Here is a 17,224-nt window from a genome sequence, read left to right as displayed (position 1 = left end):
TAGGTAAACAACCAAAGACATGAGCATCGTAGGACTGAACATAACGGCACGATACCGGTGCAAGGTCTGGAGAGCCTGCTGCGAAAACCGGTCAAATATAAGTTCTCTGCCCATAACGTAAATTCCTTATAAAATGTTACTGTTCATGTGCAAATATACACTAATTCTTTTATTATCAAAGGAAAAAGTGAAAAATTATAATCCGGAACATATTAAATTTCCAATTTAAAGAAAGTAGGCTGATTGGAAGCCCTACTATAGCCTTCCAACAAATAGAAATCCGTACAGGCCACATGAATGGTAAATAAATAATTGATGGTATGCGGATGGTATCCTTTGGGAGGAGCGATACAATATAATCTACCTATCGTTTCCTGTGCCCAAGAATAAGACTTTTCCTTAAAATCGGCTACAAAAGCTGCCTTTCTGAAACGATCTGAGATTTCACGCAAATAAAACTCACCTATATGACAGGCATTGCTCCGATTAGACTCATGGTTGGCAAACAGCCAAAAATCATCCTGCAAACGAATACCTACCAAAGATCCTATATTGGAATGAATGCTATATAGAACAGATTCTCCGCTGTACAAACCATCCCGACATATAAACGCCACCTTCTCCAAGCAATAAAATATATCATAGGAAAGGCCTTCATGCTCATCTTTCCAGTGAAACAGACCATTCTGTATCTGAAGTGCATACACCGGAACCGTCCATTGCCCGCAATCCAACAGGCACAACACATCGCAGCCTCTTATCAATTTATGATAATCAGCCACACATTTATCCTGCGAATTCCAAACAATAATTTTCATCACTCAGGCTAGTTTTATCCGTTCATTTTTATGGTACAGACATAAAAAAGAGACGTGGGACCTGCTTAATATTTTATCTGCCTTAGAGGTATCCCCATACCAGCTGCACAAATAATAACAACAGTGTCCCACGTCTTTATGAATATACTAATCCTGTTAAGGAGTATAAACACAAGACGTGAGCGCTTGTTGTATTACACTTGTGCAGCTTTGAAAATTGGGGATTTTCTAAGACAAGGTAATATTTTAAACGCTCTTAATTATATATGTTCCTTCTTGTTTTCAAATGAATTTTCATCTGTTTTCAAGAATTGGTACAAAGTTAAAAAAAGAGTTCTGATTAAAGTGGAATTAATCTATTTTTTTAAATAAATAATAACCCGGATGAACATCTGAAAAAGTTATTCCCCCATTACAGTAGCTACAATTTTACGACCACCTCCATGGTTGCGGAACTCACAAAGGTAAATTCCCTGCCAAATACCCATATTCAACCGACCTTCTGTAATAGGAATAGTGAGGCTGACGCCTATAATTGTTGCTTTTGCATGAGCAGGCATGTCATCCCAACCTTCTAAAGTATGTTCGTAATAAGGCTCACGTTCCTTTATCAAATGATTAAAAATAGATTCCATATCCGTACGGACATCCGGATCGGCATTTTCATTGATACTTAATGCCGCACTAGTATGTTTGATGAACAAATAAAGCAAACCTGTTTGGGGAAGTGGCGGCAAATTGCGCACCACTTCATCAGTAATCAGGTGAAATCCCCTGGTACGGGGACGAAGCGTAAATTCTGTCTGAGATACCATAACTATTATCAACCTTTATGCATCCATATAGATGCCACTTTACGACGTACCGCTACTATATTAAATAAGGATACACCCACAAAAAGCAAAACACCTATAACCAAGGCCGGTCCTAAATTTCCTGCTTCCAATTGTGGGAATAACTTTCCTATCATATCCATATAGTTACTCCGCACATAAATCACAATTCCCACTGATAAAAACAGCACCACAGCATTGAGTGCCAATGTCAGCATTTGATAAGGGAGCGCCACCTTAGCCGGACTGTAACCTATCAATAACAGATTCTCTAACTTGGATGTATTCTTTTGCAGCAACAAATAAATACTGAGCATCAAAATATAGAAAGAGAGCACACTGATAAGCAAACCTACAGAAAGCACAATTCCTATAATCACTTTCAAGAACCAGGTAGTCTTTCCCGCATCCAACTTGTCATCTTCCGTATCATATCCCTTGTCTTTAAAGAACCTGGCAATACGGTCGTCCGTAGGATTGTTCACTTCAACAATCAGTCGTGACGGTTCGCTTTTCTGCCCCGGGGCAAACTCATTGTTGGCCCACGTCATAAATGTTTCCGGAACAAGAATCGTATTCAGACGATTAGAGAAACCAACTATTTTTCCTTTAAAGTTTTCCGTACGCCCCACACCGGTAATACGTATATCCAAATTAACCATACCCATCACCCCTTCCGACAATTGCGGCAGGCTCCGGCTTTGTGCAAAACCGAAGTTATACAGATTCAGATAATTACGGGGGATGATAATAGGAACGACCCGTTCATATTCATCAAACTCCCATTTATCCAGGTTCACATCCACATACTCATCGGGAACAGACTCAAAGAACATGGCTGTAGACATGTGCAATCCCACGTTCTCCATCCCCATGCCTGCCGACACTTTAAATTGGGAAGGGATAAAAGCCCCTACCCCTTTGGTAAACGGCTGTTCGCTGATTTCAGCAATGTCTTGTTCGGAAAAAGTCTTGCTTTTACCGACAAAAGAACCCAATGTGCTCACTTTCTTGCTTACTATCACATAGTCTTTCTTCATGAAACTGTCACCTTCTGTAAAAACCGGCAACACATCTTTATAAAACTGAACACTCAGCAACACAATGACCATACCGCACAGATTGGCAAAGAAAAAACCCGCCAATTGTGAAAAACTGATATGCTGACGTAATAATTTCCAGACCAACCTCATAGCTTCAACGTTTTTGTGTAGTTCAACTCCAAATGCTTGCCGATAGAGGTCACAATGATACCTGCCCCCTGTCTATCCGCTTCCTCCACCAATATCCGGGACATAATCCGTCCATTCTCCTCATCCAGATGGCTGATAGGTTCATCCAGAAAAATAAAATCGAAAGGTTGGCAAAGGGCGCGGACCAACGCAACACGCTGCTGTTGTCCGAAAGACATTTTAGCTATTGGCGTATCCCATTTATCGGCAATGCCGAACTGTTCAAACCAAGCCTTGATTTCTTTCTTAGATTTAAATCCGGTCAGCGAATTCTTCAACTGCACATTCTCCCACGCTGTCAGTTCTGTAAACAAACGTAATTCCTGAAACAACATACTGATGGAACATTTCCGAATCTCCACCCAGTCGCGCACCGAAAGCGTACGGATATTTTTCCCGTCAAAACAGATGATACCTTGATAGTCGTTACGGTATCCGTATACGTAGCTGCAAAGCGATGATTTTCCTGTACCGGACGCTGCCTCCACCAAATAAGCTTCTCCACGCTTCAGAGTCAACGACTGATGCCAGACATCAGATATAATAGAATCCCTCCCTGCAAAAACGGCAGGGAGGGTCTGTTGTAATTCTATAGTGTTCATAAATTCTCCAATCCACGTACAATCAACTGTAGCACGTTGACCTCTTTATCTTTCATAACAATATTCATTTGGGCGCTTTTCCAATCGGGAGCCATCACATCCATATAGTCGCAAGGTCCCAGGATGGCATTGAACATGGCGGCATCGCTGCCCAGCATACGGGTTAACCGGGGATTCTCCTGAACATCCTTCACCAGCTGCGCCGCATTGAACGCCATAAAGAAACGGTTCTTTGTCACCTGTCCGGCCCAAGGAGTATTCTGCAAAGAAACTCCGTAACGGCGGCCTGCCTCATCTGCCAGTCTTTCATTGTTCGAGATATAAAGCAGATTGTCCTTCACACCAAACCAAATGCTTTGGCGATACATACGGAACTCGTATTGGTCTTTACCCGTAGAGTTCAACTGCATCTGCCCACCGGTCATAGCCAACAAAGGTTTCAGGTCTTCGAAGGACTGCAAAAAGTCTTTATTCGTTACATCAGCATAAATCAGCAAGTCATTATTCGACAAGGAATTATAGCCAACCGCAACATCTCCATGAATAGAAGAGAATATACCTTCAATATCTATTGGTAACATCGGATTATCCAACGCTTGCCTGATGGTAGGATTTTCGCAAAGCAAATCATAAATACCCTTTCCATTGATATTACCTCCTGCCCAAACCAACGTATTGGCTGGGAAATACTCTAAACAGGCTCCTTTAATACATGAGGAAGCAGCCGACTGTTTTTCATACATAGCAATCAAATCCTTGTTTTCAATCAAAGTCTCCACGTCCACTACAATTTTGCCTTTTTCGAAAGTAGCGGAAACCAGATATTTGATATCTTCCAGTTTCAAATCGGCGGGCATTCCCATACGCATCTGCATGGTAATATCATTAGGAATGAACGACATATTCATCACTGTAACGACTTCACCTTTTGCCGAAGCCAACTTACCAAAGTCTGTAGTCTTTACGTAGCTGTTTTCAGCATCCTGACGCATCAATGAAAGCAAACTTCCTTTCAAACTGAGGGCATCTCCTTTATTACTACCCATCAATAAGAAAGTCCCCTTATTAAAAGCGCACAGCGCCGTACCCATCTGTGTCCATGTACATCCGCTTTCACTTTTCAACTCCGTACATATCTGCTCATTCTTTAATGCCTCCAGCAAAGCTTCCACTTTACCTTCATCATCCACTTTCGCCAATAAAGCAAAAGCATTAGAATGAGGAGTGATGAACATATACACCTTATCGGTAAAAGACAAGCCCGATTCAGACGGATTTTGAATAATCTTCTCGGCAGTCTTGTAAGCTTCACCCTCCAAACCGCTTTTCAATGCGTCCGTCAGTTTGGCCACAACCTTTTCTCCTCCTTTACCGTTTATGCCGCTCTTCTCCGCCATCGTCTTGAAATCGAATGACATAACCATTGCCGCATCCTTAGGAATAGCGTTGGCATACTCACTTTCAGACGAACAAGAAGCCATAAGCAGCACTATCGCTACGAGTGCAAATCCCCAAATACCTTTTCTCATATTCTTATTTTTGGTTTAATAAATTCAGCGTATGACAGGCTACCAATGCAGCTGTTTCCGTGCGAAGACGGGACTTTCCCAAACTGACAGGCTGAAAACCCGCCGCTATAGCCTTAGCCACTTCTTCCTCGCTAAAATCTCCTTCCGGACCTATCATCACCAAAGCATCTTCTCCGGAACGCAATATATCTTTCAACAAAGGTTTTTCCCCTTCATAGCAATGGGCGATGAACTTCTGCCCTTTAAAATCCCGTGAAACAAACTTATTAAAGTCCGTCATTTCATTCAGCACCGGCATAGTCGCCTTCAACGATTGTTTCACTGCCGATACCAGAATCTTTTCAATACGTTCCTTCTTGATTACTTTCCGTTCGGAATAACGGCAATTCAGGAAAGACAGTTCATCAAAGCCTATTTCAGTCGCTTTCTCTGTAAACCATTCAGTACGATCCATATTTTTAGTGGGAGCCATGGCAATATGCAACCAGCCGTTCCACCCTTTTTCCTGCGGAATCGTTTCCGTTACCTTCACTTGGCAACGTTTACCGCTTGCAGCACTGATTACAGCTTTGTAAAAACAACCTTTCCCATCGGTCAACATAATCTCATCGCCTATGGAAAGGCGCAAAACCCGTAAACAATGTCCTGCTTCCTCTTCCGGAAGCTCAAGGTTACTCGCTATATCAGGGGTATAAAAAACATGCATAGTTCTTCTTGTTTTTTCAATTTATATATCAAGCTATTGTATTCTCCTCCTCTTGTTCCCGTCGTTTTATCTCATCACGCAAACGGGATGCCTGCTCATAATTCTCTTCTTCTATAGCCTTTGACAATGCTTCTTTCAGCATCACCACATCAACTGTATTTACATTGACAGAAAATGCCGTATTCCCAACTTCATGCAACTGCTCACTTTCCATAATCTCATCAGTAGTATAGACAGGACACCCGCAACGCATAGCCAACGCAATCGCATCGGAAGTACGTGAGTCTATTTTAAATACCTCACCTTCCTTTTCCAAAAACAGATAGGAATAATAGACTCCATCCTTTACCTTATATATCAATACTTTCTTTAAAGCAGTCCCCAACTCTTTGGTCACCGTCAGAAAAAGATCGTGCGTCAATGGTCTGGGCATCTTATAGCCCATCATTACCACCTTAATAGCCTGCGCCTCCAACGAACCGATAATAATAGGCAGCTTACGGTTACCGTTCACTTCTTCCAACACCAACGCATATGCATCCGCCGGCTGCAATGTAGAGGACATATCATGTACCTTCAATTCTATTTCATCCATAATTTAACTTTCCTTCCACCATTCCCGTCTACATCGGAAACGGTCAAAAAATAATTTATCAAACTTGCCCGGGACGATGCTTATACTTGAATATGACAGCAAACAATACCGCAACCGCCAAGGCATATCCCGCAAAGACAAACCATGTCATGCTCCATCCCTCCATCTGCGGAGCACTGCTGTTCATATCAACAAAACGATTTACCACTGCCTGAGCTCCCAACGTTCCCACCGTAGCGCCAATACCATTTGTCATAATCACGAACAATCCCTGAGCACTGGAACGGATGGATAAATCAGTTTCATTGTTAACAAACAACGAACCAGAAATGTTGAAGAAGTCGAAAGCCACCCCATACACAATCATGGACAGTACAAACATCCAGACACCCGGCCCAGGATTCCCCAGTCCGAACAATCCGAAACGAAGTACCCATGCCAACATGGCTATCAGCATAACACGCTTGATTCCGAAATGCTTCAACACAAACGGTATTAATAAGATACACAATGTTTCCGACACCTGCGACAAAGATATCAATGCATTGGCATGATTCACTCCAAACGTATCGGCATACTCCGGAACTCCCTTGAAACTGCTGAGAAACGGATTGGCAAAACCGTTGGTTATCTGTAAAGAAACCCCCAACAACATAGAAAATATAAAGAAAATAGCCATCTTTTTCTGTTTGAACAGTGTAAACGCCCGCAATCCCATAGCATCTACCAACGATTTCTGTTCTCCACCACGACTTACAGGACACTCAGGCAAAGTAAGCGCATAAACCGCCAGTATCACTCCAAAGCAAGCACAAGAAAAAAACTGCATATAATTATTTTGGAATCCCAAGATATCCGTCAGCAACATGGAGCAGATGAAACCAATCGTTCCGAAAATACGGATGGGAGGAAAAGCGATGACAGGGTCCAGTTTTACTTTATCCAGTGCGGTATAGGCTACCGAATTTGTCAATGCCAATGTTGGCATATAAAAAGCTACACTAAGAGAATAAAATGTAAACAAAGTACCGAAATTAACCGCTTCACCATCCACATAGCCATACCACCCGGCAGCCACCATAAACACGGCAGCCATAAAATGACAGAAACCATATAATTTTTGAGCAGGCACCCACCTGTCGGCAATAATTCCCATTATGGCAGGCATAAACAAGGAAACAATCCCCTGCATGGCGTAAAACAGACCTATCTTGGCCCCCAAGCCAATATTAAACAAATACGTCCCCATGGAAGTAAGATAAGCCCCCCATACGGCAAACTGCAAGAAGTTCATGACTATCAGTCTGAGTTTCATTCCGGTAATTTCGTTTTTCATCTTTCTTCTTTAATGTGTGTTTTTTATATTACTTGCAAAGATATAAAACAATTCGATTTTTCATGGAGATTCATCTTAAAAAACAAAGCCTTTCCGGCAGTTTCACAACTTCCGGAAAGGCAAGACAATTAAAAAGTTTTTGTAATCTAACTAAAAGAGAGTGTTTTATTATCTTGTGTTCGTGAAAAATAATGCCATCATCTATTCAGCTATGGCATAAGCATCCAGTCCTTTCAATGACTGGCGGATAGTTTCCTGCATCTTCTCCATCTCTTCCCGACTCATTTGGCGCACCTCTATACCGGAATCCCTTAGATTATTCCCTAATTCGGCCATCTGCTCATTGAACGAATCCCAATATTCCGAGTCAAGGACAACAGAACATACTTCTTGCCCATCCTTCATCGGACTGATAATGACGGTCATGCTTACACTTCCGCTTTCTTTGACATTAAGGGTGTAAGTACGTTTCTCATTATCCGTCTTATAAATGAACGTAAAATTCGCTTTCTGCGCCTTGCCTCTTCCCTTCGGCATATCCTTGATGGCAGTTTCGGCATATTCCTCATCCTTCTCGAAAGCCTCAATCAACCTTGCACCTATATTCTCATCCTTTAACGAGAAACTTTTCACCACCTTCACCACTTTGCGGGTTTTAGGGTCACGTTTCGTTACAGAGTTGATAGCCACATCATCCCGTTTTTCCAGTTCCGCCGCCATTTTATCAATATTCTTCTGGGCCATAACCTTACCTGTTCCACCCCACACCAGCAAAACAGCCGCCAATGCACTTCCTAAAATAAATCTTGTTTTCATATCTTATTTTTTTTATGTTTTTTATTCGCTTACCAATAATTCCTTTTCTTCTATCTCTTTCTCGGAACGACAAATTTCCTCCACACGCTCCTGAGCCAGTTTCTCCACCCGTTCCGCCTCTTCCAGTGTTTCAATAATACAAGGCATAATCTGTTTCACATCCGAAATTCGCTTGCCTCCCACTTCCACATAACTACCTTCGTAGCACGACCATTCACCACTTCCGCCTGCTTGGTTCTCCGAATAGAAAATCAAGCCTAACCCCAGCGCAATGACCATCATTGCCGCTATACCGGCACTCCAGACAGCTACCGGAATACGCTGATAAAAGCCTTCTTTTCCAACCACCGGTATCTTTTCCGATCTCTTCCCTCCGGCAACCTCCTCCTGACCGTCTGGCTGCGACATACCCGGTTCTCCCTGCATACCTCCCTCATACCAGGCAAACATCGGAGCATATCCCATCAGATGAGAAGGTACATCCCCTGTATGGAAGAAGCGATAAATAGCCTGCTCCTCGGCATTCGTGGTCTCCCCTTCCAGGAAACGGTTAATGTATTCTTCTATATTCCTCTTATCTAATTCCATACCTTACTGTGTATCATAAATTGTTCTTTTACTCTTTTTCTAGCTCTCGACAAATTGGTTCGTACCGCCACCGGCGTACTTCCTGTGAGACGGGCTATCTCCTCTACTTCGAAACCTTCCAGGTGCTTCATGCGGAGAATAGACTGTTGCAAGTCAGGCAAAGTACCTATTACTTCCAGTATCTCCTGCATATTCTCTTCCTCTACCAGTTTCATTTCAGGATTTTCACCTCCACCAATGCTGATGCCCTGCTCCAAATCGACTTTCTCTATCCGAGTGACTCGCAGACGGTTGATGCACAAATGCTTGGTTATAACAATAGCCAATGCATCCACGCTGCGGTATTGGTCCAGACGGTCGCGAAGAAACCAAAGTTTCAACAGTGCATCTTGCACTGCATCTTCTGCCTCGTCGGAGTCTTCCAAATAACGGATAGCCATTCTTAACAAAGCCGGCCGCATTCGTTTTGCCTCTATTTCAAATCTATTTTGTTCCATGTTCACCAGTATGACACATAGAGGTAGGGAAACGTTACATCAAAATGAAAAAAAAATTTGCTGACATGTCAATTTACCAATATACCAATAACCGTATGGGCATATATAGCACCGCTAATTGGCACATCAGCCAGTTGACGGATGCACCAATTATTCAAACTTATAAACCGTATGACTACGGAAGACCTCTCCCGGACGGAGTACAGTACTAGGAAATCCGGGCTGGTTGGGGCTATCTTGAAAATGCATCGTTTCGAAACATACCGCCGAACGGAAAGGATAAGCTATCCCTCCTTTACCTGTCATTTTTCCTTTCAGTCCATTACCGGTATAAATTTGCATTCCCGGCTCGGTGGTGAAGATCTCCATCTTACGCCCGCTTGCTGGATCATACACCCAGGCAGCCGGCCTTGTATCATCTCCTTTCGTATTCAATTCCCAAGTATGATCATATCCGTTTACCACCTTCAATTGGGGATGATCCGCATCTATACATTCTCCGATAGCATGCGGCATACGAAAATCAAGGGGAGTACCGGCCACCGGAAGATATTCTCCTGTAACACATTTCTTATCATCGTATGGAGTAAAACGATCTGCGTCTACCCAAAGTTGCTGGTCCTCCACGCTTTTCGTAAAATTTCCCGAAATATTAAAAAAAGAATGATGGGAAAGATTAAGCACCGTGGGTGCATCCGTAGTTGCCTCGTATGTCAAATCCAACGCATTATCATCCTCACCAAGACTATAGACCAACGTCACTTTCAGGTTTCCGGGGAAACCATTTTCTCCATCAGGAGAAAGATAAGACAGACGGACCCTATGTGTATCTGCCTGCTCCACTTTCCATATTCTATCGGCAAAGCCGGGATTCCCTCCATGTGATATATGCCCGGACTTCCCATTGTTAGGGACCAGCTTATACTCTACTCCATCCAGCGTGAAACGCGCATTCAAAATACGTCCTATATAACGCCCCACCGTAGAACCAAAATTCTGCCGTTGCTCCATATATTCAGTAATCGTGGAAAATCCGCACACCACATCCTCCCGTTTTCCATTTCTGTCGGGGACAAGGATAGAAACCACCCGTGCCCCATAGTTTGTGATACAGACCTCCATTCCCTGCTTGTTGCTCAATGTAAATAAATCGGTATGCTGCCCATTCACTTCTGTTTGAAAATCCTTCCGCTGTAATCCAGAAGCTGTGATTTGCTTACCGGTGTGACAAGAAGAGAGCACCAGCAACAAGCCCATACAAACCAGACCCTGTTTTCCTTTCATATCATTCATTTTATAGGTTTTAAATACCACAAATGTAAATCCTCCGATGGAAAATAAGAAAAGCCGGCCTTCCCTTTTTCAAAGGATGACCAACTTTTCAACCATTTCAACCAATTTTTACCCTGTCGCTTCCTCTCTTTCAAAACCATCTTTTTACCATCCAGCGTATTGACAGGCTGATATTCCTGTCTGCCCCGCTATGATAGGAAAATCCAGAAATAACTGACTGATAACGCTTAAGCCCAAACAAACAACCTAGTGCTTCCACTCCACAGGCAACCTTAATCTCGCCTTGTAATCCTGCCTCCTGCAACAATCCTGCAAGCAGATTTATCTTTTCCGCTTCCGGACCATATGCAGTACGGATTATAAACAATGAAACGTTCGCCATACAATCATTCATCCCTGCTTCCACATAAGGTTTTCAGCCCTGCCCGTAAGTTGTGACCAAAGTTAAAAGAAAGCAAGCCAGTGTTGCATAAAGTTGTATTCTCATATTTTTCATCTGTTTTGTTTTAACCTAACAAATGCAGACAATTATCTTCTTTTTACATTTATTTTCAGAAAAACTTCTGTTTCCATGCAGTCTTTTACCCTCTCCTGTATCTTCATATAATAACATGACAAAAGAAGAATGAATGACACAGAACTAATAGAGGGATGTAAAGCCGGAAAGCGGGAAGCTTTGGAAACCATATACAGGCTCTTCTCCCGCCAAATGTATGGAGTGTGCTATCGCTATGTAGGCGAAGATTCGGCACTGGACGTCATGCACGATGGATTCGTCAAAGTGTTTTCCGCCATCGGCCAGCTACATGCCACCGACCTGCATGGATTCAGATCCTGGATCACCCGTATCATGGTAACCACCTCCTTGCACCATCTCCGCAAACAGAAAAACAGCTCTTTCCTTTCTGTAGATGACCTGGAAGAAAATATGCAACCTGTGGACGAAGAAGATATGATTTCAATTCCTATTGAAACCCTGATGAAATTCATAGCTGAATTACCGACAGGCTATCGCACCATACTGAACTTGGCCGTATTCGAGGAAATGCCTCATAAGGAGATTGCGAAGACATTAGGCATTAACGAACATTCATCCTCCTCACAACTGTACCGCGCCAAATGTATACTTGCTCAGAAAATTAAAGAATACTTAACTCGACAATCATTATGAAACAGGAAGAAGAACCGTGGATAGACCACTTGAAACAACGGGTTAACGAATACGAAAAGCCACTCCCAGGAAATGATTGGAATCATTTTCAAACGGAATTTTTCACTCCCTATCTACATAAGAGAAGAAGGATGAAAACGATGCGTATAGCAGCCGTTTTCTTCTTGATATTCATACCTTTTGCCACTACTTTTTATTTTTTACAGACAGAAATACATAAAGCAGCCTCACCTGTTGTATCCTTACCGGCATACCAGCCAAGAAGCATTACAGGCAGCCCTTCCATTATGCCTGAAAACAAACTGTTACAGGACAGGACCAAATCAAAGACAGCTTCCTTGACAAGGCCGCCAATCCAAACAAGTATCCACACCGATACGGCAAATAATATAGAAACAGAATGTATGCCCCCGGTACAAGATACAATCCGGGATACAGAATCTGTACACAAGCGCCCTTCCGGACACAAGCACTTTGCATTACCGTATAAGCGTTCCGGATATACTTTGGCACTTGCCATATCTGCCGGCAATAACGGAGCAAGTACCGGCTTCATAAACAAAACTTTTTCCCGGGGAGACATAGGGAGTTCTCATAAGGATGAAATTATGTATTGGAGTGACTTCAAAGACTATTTGCAGGAATATCCATCGGACTTTCCCGATGCACAAGCTTACGAAGCTCTACTACAAATAGCAAATGACAACACGGGACGACCCATGACAGAATATACCCATTATAATCTCCCCGTCAGCATTGAGCTTTCGCTCCGTAAATCTATAAGCAGGCACTGGGGGGTCAGCGCAGGACTGCAATACACCTATCTGTCGTCCGAGAGTTCCATAGGAGAAGATTCCAAGTGGGTTAAACGACAAAAGCTCCACTACATAGGCTTGTCTGTGAAATTAGACCGCCGGCTTTATACCACCCGCACCTTTTCCTTTTATGCCACAGGAGGAGGCACAATAGACAAATCCGTTTCGGGTAAACTGGAACAAGATTTCATCGTTCAGAAAGAGAAAATCTATTCCAGTACAGAGAATCTGAAAATAAAACCGTTCCAATTCTCCATACACGCCGCATTGGGAATACAATATAATATAAATCCCACCCTAGGTGCTTTCATTGAGCCCGGAACAGTTTTTTATTTCAAGGACGGCAGCTTTAAAAACACCATACGTGACAAACACCCGCTCCATTTCAACCTGCAATTGGGGGTGCGCTGGAATTATTAAGGAAACTTCATGCAGTCTTTTGTCCATCCTTGTATCTATAAGATAAAAAACAACCATGCAAAAAAGACATAAAGACAGACAATGTTATTTTAACGAGCTAGCGAATACGTCCCGTAGTTTCTATATAGACTATGTGAAACAATTTATCTCCCTCAGCCCTTCCACCCACATACTGGAAATAGGTTGCGGAGAAGGAGGCAACCTGCTTCCCTTTGCCGAACTAGGCTGCAAGGTAACAGGAATAGACCGTGCAGCCAGTCGCATACACCAGGCAGAAACCTTCTTCGCCGCCTCCGGCTACAAAGGAGAATTCACCACAACGGATTTCTTCAACTTTTCCTCAGCTTCCCGTTACCAGCTCATCCTGATACACGATGTTATTGAACACATCAGTAACAAAGAAGAATTCTTCCGTTGCCTCTCTCCTCTTCTAGCTAAGGGAGGCATCATATTCTGGGAATTCCCGTCTTGGCAAATGCCATTTGGCGGACATCAGCAAATTTGCCACAACCGGTTCGTCTCCTCTCTCCCTTTCATTCATTTATGTCCCGGTATACTCTATCGGTTTCTGCTCAAATGTTTCCATGAAACACCATCATGTATTGAAGAATTATCAGACATCAAACGCTGCCGCATGACCATAGACACCTTTGAACAACTTGCTGAAAAGTATGGATACGAAATAACCGACAGACAATTATGGTTCATCAATCCACACTACCAACAAAAGTTCCATCTGCGGCCACGAAAGTTATATCCTGTACTGGCACAGTTAAAATATATCAGAAATTACTTCAGCACCTCCTGTTTCTATATAACGCGCCACCGTGAGCTTCATGATTGAGGCAACCCATTTATACTACTTTCATGTTTATACCAACACTATAATTACCAAGATGTTATAACCCGCCATCTAAGCATTTTCTTCTGTTACATTAAGCTTTTTCTTCCAGCCACCTAATACAGACTCCGGCAGTGGACTGTACAGACGATTGGAATAGACTATACAGTCTACTATAGGCGACTGTACAGTCCACTGCCGGAGTCTGTACTACATAACCGTACAAATCCCCTTAATCATCAGCCCGAAAAGACTTAGGAGAGCGTATATAAAGCTTTAAACCCAGGCAGAACAAACTATGCCGACAGCATTGAAGAAGAACCAACAGAGGGCTGTCACCCCAAAAGAGAAAATGTAAGAAGTGGAAGAAAAAACAGAGCAAATCTTTTTTTCAGGAAGAAGAAGCCTAAAAAAACGGCCTATATCATATATAAAAAAAGAAGGGTATCTATCCCAGACACCCAATCTTCATTAACCTTAAATCTAATACCATGAAAAACACAGTGCAAAGATAAGTAGTTTTATGTTATCAAACATAATAACACTACAATTATTTGCTTTCAATTAACATCATTTAAATTTTAAAGGCGCTTTTACAGTTTCAAATTCTGTAAAAACGCCTTTGTACTATATATGATTATACAAACCAATCAAATTATTCCACATACAACACCAGCCCTTTCAAATACTCTCCTTCAGGATGGTAAATATTTACGGGGTGATCTCCCGGCTGGGTCAATTGATGCAGAATACGCACACTACGTCCGCTTTGTGCGGCAGCTGTAAATACCGCATTACGGAAATTCACCTTATCCACCACCTGCGAACAAGAGAAAGTAAACAGAATGCCTCCCGGTTTGATTTTCTCAAATGCTTTAGCGTTCAATTTCGTATAGCCGCGCAATGCATTGCGGAGAGCATCCTTGTGTTTGGCAAATGCAGGAGGGTCAAGAATTATCAAATCATATTGATCCCCCATACGATCCAGGTATTTAAAAGCATCCTCAGCATACGCCTTATGACGGGTATCACCCGGAAAATTTAATTCCACGTTCATATTGGTAAGATCAATAGCTTTTGCCGAACTGTCTACCGAATGTACCAGATTCGCGCCTCCACGCATGGCATAGAAAGAGAAGCCTCCTGTATAGCAGAACATATTCAATACATTACGCCCTTTGGCATAACGCTCCAACAAATGGCGGTTCTCACGCTGATCCACAAAAAAGCCTGTTTTCTGACCTTTCAGCCAATCCACATGGAATTTCAAGCCGTATTCCATCGCTATGTTTTCGGAGCTTCCCCCCTTGATAAAACCATTCTCCGGTCCCAAATCCGCCTTGAAAGGCAATGTGGTTTCTGATTTATAATAAATGTTCCGGACTACATCCCCCATCACCTCGGACAAGGCATCGGCTATCTCCATACGGTAAACATGCATTCCGGCCGAATGTGCCTGCATCACAGCTGTATGATCATATACATCAATAATCAAGCCCGGCAAGTTGTCTCCTTCGCCATGAACCAGACGGTAAGTATTGTTTGCAGGATTACCGGCCAAACCCAAACTGCGGCGCAAATCGTATGCCACTTCCAGTTTATGCTTCCAAAATTCATGATCAATCTCACCTTCCTTGAAAGAGAGCACGCGCACGGCAATACTTCCTATCTGGAAATGCCCGCAAGCTATAAACTCTTTCTTCGAAGTGTACACATCCACTATCTCGCCTTCTTCGGGTTCTCCCTCAATGCGCTGGATAGCTCCGGAGAATACCCACGGATGAAAACGCTTTAACGACTCTTCCTTACCCGGTTTCAGGTATACTTTCTTATAAGCCATTTGTATTTACTGTTGTTTCTATTGGTTCTTCCTCTGTTATCTCATAACCGCCCGTACGTTCCAATTCCGTCAGGCAATTGTAAATTTCCACACAAGCCCACGCATCCGTGGCTGCATATAGTTTCTGTCCCTCGCTGAGCACATCCGCCTCCCAATTGGAAAGACGCTGGCTTTTTGAAATCTTCTGGCCAAACAAATTGGCGAAGATTTTTTGCAGACTCCGGTCAGCTATGCCGAATCGTCCTACATAGTCCTGTAACTCTATCCAGTTTCCCCGGTCGGGATGCACATCCTCACGTTTCCGCAACGAGTTAAAATCGTCTTTCAGAGACAAACCTATCTTCAAGGTATCGCTCATCAAAAACTCTTGCAGAGAATCGGGCATACCTATCCGGTTCAGGCGAAACAAGAAACAGGTATCTTGCGTAGATATTTGCAACAAAGCTACCTTATGGGTAGTACCGCGTTTAAAAGAAGGGCGTGTTTCCGTATCCACTCCCACTATGCGTTGATCTTTCAAATAGGCTACCGCTTTTTCGGCCTCACTCTCGGTATAAATCACGAAGATGCGTCCCGGAAAAAGCACCTTGGGCATTGCTGCTATCTCGGCTTTAGTAATCGTTTTCTTTATTTGTTTCATAATAATGAATTCTCATCTTCCATTTCTTCCTCCTCGCCATCATCGGCAGGGCTGTACTTCACATCATGCAAAGCACGCATAGTGTTTACCAGCCGTTGTCCCCAAAACTCTCTGAAATGTTCCTTGCAGACCACTAAAGAATCGTTCATCGTTTCATTCAGGCCCAGTTGGAACACACTGATAAAGTCCTTCAAATCCTGATAGATATCTGCCAAATCCTCTGAAATACATTTTTTGATGGGCGTGTCACTGTACACCATATCCGGCAAGAACACTTCCAGATAATCATCCTTGGCTCCTAACACACCGGCTATAGCCCTACGTATCAGTTCATAATCTTCTTCAGTAACGAAGGTTTCGGGTTCGTCCTCTCCTATCGGCTCACACGGAGGCAACAAAGTCGCTTTCAAATAAAGCAACGGAAGTATTTTTAAGGCGGTATCTACAAAGTCATAGCGTTTCATATCACGGGCACGTTCCAGAAAGCCACAAAATTCGGCGGCTACCGTTACAAACTCTACTGTATTTTTGTCAAATATCACCTGACTGTACTTTTCCATAAACATTAAAATTGAATCGCAAAGTTAAGAAAAAAGAGATTAAATAAGGCAATAATTAATGTTTTTCATGTACATTTGCGAAATAATAAATA

Annotated in this window: 19 protein-coding genes; 3 read left to right on the top strand and 16 right to left on the bottom strand. The window is 42.8% G+C overall.

All coding sequences use genetic code 11. The annotated features are described in order from the left end of the window. Positions 1 to 212: 212 nt before the first annotated feature. The 13 genes from RE317_RS04160 to RE317_RS04100 form a co-directional block, all read right to left on the bottom strand. Positions 213 to 818: a hypothetical protein gene (locus RE317_RS04160; protein WP_008669498.1), complete on the bottom strand. Its 606-nt coding sequence runs from the start codon at positions 816 to 818 to the stop codon at positions 213 to 215. 401 nt (positions 819 to 1,219) lie between these two features. Next, entirely contained in the window at positions 1,220 to 1,633 is a 414-nt protein-coding gene (locus tag RE317_RS04155; protein ID WP_005839323.1) for a secondary thiamine-phosphate synthase enzyme YjbQ, read from the bottom strand. 8 nt (positions 1,634 to 1,641) lie between these two features. Further along, positions 1,642 to 2,844, bottom strand: coding sequence for a hypothetical protein (locus RE317_RS04150; protein ID WP_008781827.1), 1,203 nt, complete (start codon positions 2,842 to 2,844; stop codon positions 1,642 to 1,644). Next, positions 2,841 to 3,485: an ATP-binding cassette domain-containing protein gene (locus RE317_RS04145; RefSeq protein WP_005851731.1), complete on the bottom strand. Its 645-nt coding sequence runs from the start codon at positions 3,483 to 3,485 to the stop codon at positions 2,841 to 2,843. Before RE317_RS04145 ends, RE317_RS04150 begins: the two co-directional genes overlap by 4 nt. After that, positions 3,482 to 5,014 (bottom strand): DUF4836 family protein, encoded by a 1,533-nt coding sequence (locus RE317_RS04140; protein WP_005839329.1) that lies wholly within the window; start codon positions 5,012 to 5,014, stop codon positions 3,482 to 3,484. Before RE317_RS04140 ends, RE317_RS04145 begins: the two co-directional genes overlap by 4 nt. 4 nt (positions 5,015 to 5,018) lie before the next feature. Beyond that, on the bottom strand, positions 5,019 to 5,720 hold the full coding sequence (locus RE317_RS04135) for a 16S rRNA (uracil(1498)-N(3))-methyltransferase (RefSeq protein WP_005839331.1): 702 nt from the start codon (positions 5,718 to 5,720) through the stop codon (positions 5,019 to 5,021). Positions 5,721 to 5,748: 28 nt separating this feature from the next. Then, positions 5,749 to 6,315 (bottom strand): bifunctional nuclease family protein, encoded by a 567-nt coding sequence (locus RE317_RS04130; protein WP_008669492.1) that lies wholly within the window; start codon positions 6,313 to 6,315, stop codon positions 5,749 to 5,751. A gap of 58 nt (positions 6,316 to 6,373) precedes the next feature. Next, positions 6,374 to 7,651, bottom strand: coding sequence for an MFS transporter (locus RE317_RS04125; protein ID WP_005839335.1), 1,278 nt, complete (start codon positions 7,649 to 7,651; stop codon positions 6,374 to 6,376). A 201-nt stretch (positions 7,652 to 7,852) separates the two neighbouring features. Then, positions 7,853 to 8,467 carry a DUF5024 domain-containing protein gene (locus RE317_RS04120; RefSeq protein WP_008669491.1) on the bottom strand — a complete coding sequence of 205 codons (615 nt, stop codon included), beginning with the start codon at positions 8,465 to 8,467 and terminating at the stop codon, positions 7,853 to 7,855. A gap of 21 nt (positions 8,468 to 8,488) precedes the next feature. Beyond that, the gene (locus RE317_RS04115) at positions 8,489 to 9,055 is read right to left on the bottom strand and encodes a hypothetical protein (RefSeq protein ID WP_008669490.1); all 567 of its coding nucleotides are present in this window, start codon (positions 9,053 to 9,055) and stop codon (positions 8,489 to 8,491) included. Then, positions 9,046 to 9,516 carry an RNA polymerase sigma factor gene (locus RE317_RS04110; protein ID WP_008669489.1) on the bottom strand — a complete coding sequence of 157 codons (471 nt, stop codon included), beginning with the start codon at positions 9,514 to 9,516 and terminating at the stop codon, positions 9,046 to 9,048. Before RE317_RS04110 ends, RE317_RS04115 begins: the two co-directional genes overlap by 10 nt. A gap of 186 nt (positions 9,517 to 9,702) precedes the next feature. Beyond that, positions 9,703 to 10,836 (bottom strand): aldose epimerase family protein, encoded by a 1,134-nt coding sequence (locus tag RE317_RS04105; protein WP_008669488.1) that lies wholly within the window; start codon positions 10,834 to 10,836, stop codon positions 9,703 to 9,705. 139 nt (positions 10,837 to 10,975) lie between these two features. Continuing rightward, positions 10,976 to 11,239 (bottom strand): hypothetical protein, encoded by a 264-nt coding sequence (locus RE317_RS04100; RefSeq protein ID WP_234248226.1) that lies wholly within the window; start codon positions 11,237 to 11,239, stop codon positions 10,976 to 10,978. Between the two features lie 231 nt (positions 11,240 to 11,470). On the opposite strand from RE317_RS04100, the gene RE317_RS04095 reads away from it, so the two are divergent. The 3 genes from RE317_RS04095 to RE317_RS04085 are packed head-to-tail and all read left to right on the top strand — an operon-like array spanning position 11,471 to position 14,095. Further along, on the top strand, positions 11,471 to 12,016 hold the full coding sequence (locus RE317_RS04095; protein WP_005839346.1) for an RNA polymerase sigma factor: 546 nt from the start codon (positions 11,471 to 11,473) through the stop codon (positions 12,014 to 12,016). Further along, positions 12,013 to 13,251 carry an autotransporter outer membrane beta-barrel domain-containing protein gene (locus RE317_RS04090; protein WP_008669486.1) on the top strand — a complete coding sequence of 413 codons (1,239 nt, stop codon included), beginning with the start codon at positions 12,013 to 12,015 and terminating at the stop codon, positions 13,249 to 13,251. The genes RE317_RS04095 and RE317_RS04090 overlap by 4 nt, the downstream gene beginning before the upstream one ends. 55 nt (positions 13,252 to 13,306) lie before the next feature. Continuing rightward, a complete protein-coding gene (locus RE317_RS04085) occupies positions 13,307 to 14,095 on the top strand; it encodes a bifunctional 2-polyprenyl-6-hydroxyphenol methylase/3-demethylubiquinol 3-O-methyltransferase UbiG (protein ID WP_008669485.1) in 789 nt (262 codons plus the stop codon). A gap of 652 nt (positions 14,096 to 14,747) precedes the next feature. On the opposite strand, the gene RE317_RS04080 is transcribed toward RE317_RS04085, so the two are convergent. The 3 genes from RE317_RS04080 to RE317_RS04070 are packed head-to-tail and all read right to left on the bottom strand — an operon-like array spanning position 14,748 to position 17,132. Then, on the bottom strand, positions 14,748 to 15,932 hold the full coding sequence (locus RE317_RS04080) for a class I SAM-dependent rRNA methyltransferase (RefSeq protein ID WP_005839352.1): 1,185 nt from the start codon (positions 15,930 to 15,932) through the stop codon (positions 14,748 to 14,750). After that, positions 15,922 to 16,572: a 3'-5' exonuclease gene (locus RE317_RS04075; RefSeq protein ID WP_008781822.1), complete on the bottom strand. Its 651-nt coding sequence runs from the start codon at positions 16,570 to 16,572 to the stop codon at positions 15,922 to 15,924. Before RE317_RS04075 ends, RE317_RS04080 begins: the two co-directional genes overlap by 11 nt. Beyond that, positions 16,569 to 17,132, bottom strand: a complete 564-nt coding sequence (locus RE317_RS04070; RefSeq protein ID WP_005839356.1) for a DUF5063 domain-containing protein — start codon at positions 17,130 to 17,132, stop codon at positions 16,569 to 16,571. Before RE317_RS04070 ends, RE317_RS04075 begins: the two co-directional genes overlap by 4 nt. Positions 17,133 to 17,224 lie beyond the last annotated feature (92 nt).

The sequence above is a fragment of the Phocaeicola sp. GP0067 genome (assembly GCF_031119655.1).
Taxonomy (GTDB): Bacteria; Bacteroidota; Bacteroidia; order Bacteroidales; family Bacteroidaceae; genus Phocaeicola; species Phocaeicola vulgatus.
The sequence above is the reverse complement of the archived record's forward strand: the minus strand, read 5'-3'. Positions and strand labels throughout refer to the sequence as shown.